1 protein-coding gene is annotated in these 504 nt (G+C 55.8%); it reads left to right on the top strand.

The genetic code is table 11. From position 1 onward, the window contains the following. A partial coding sequence (locus AC1RPG_RS08080) for a deaminase (protein ID WP_481762482.1) occupies positions 1–274 on the top strand: 274 nt, incomplete at its 5' end. Between the last annotated feature and the right edge of the window lie 230 nt (positions 275–504).

Consider the following 504-nt stretch of genomic DNA (forward strand, 5'->3'; position numbering starts at 1 on the left):
GGTGCGCTGTGAGCACGGCACCCTTCAGCTTCAAATGGCAACGAAGCCCACGGTTATGCACGCAGAGTTCAACGCGCTCACCAAATTCTCGGGATCGACGGCAAGTGCCGAGAACGCGCGCCTCTACACCACGCACAGTCCGTGTGTGTCGTGTGCACTGGTCGCGATTCGTGCAAAGATCAGGGAAGTAGTATATCAGCATGTGTACGAGGCGTCAGACGGCCGGCACATCTTGAGCGACGCCGGTATCAAGGTGCGTCAAATTCGTGGTTAATCTAGGGGCTTAGGCCCCTTTTGCTGCTTTCGCGCCACAATTTTATGGTGTACTAATCATTAGGAGAACTACGATGCACGTAGTCAGCTCTTCTTACCAAAATGGGCGCTTCTCGGCAGCGACCGAGCGATCAAATAATCGCATACTGGCCGCCAACGCGCGTGCTGCTGACGTGGCGGAATTTGCGGTCAACGGGATCATGCCGGTGATGCAGCAGCGCTACTACGACG

The organism is Dellaglioa sp. CoH-57-MRSF-18 (genome assembly GCF_056781995.1).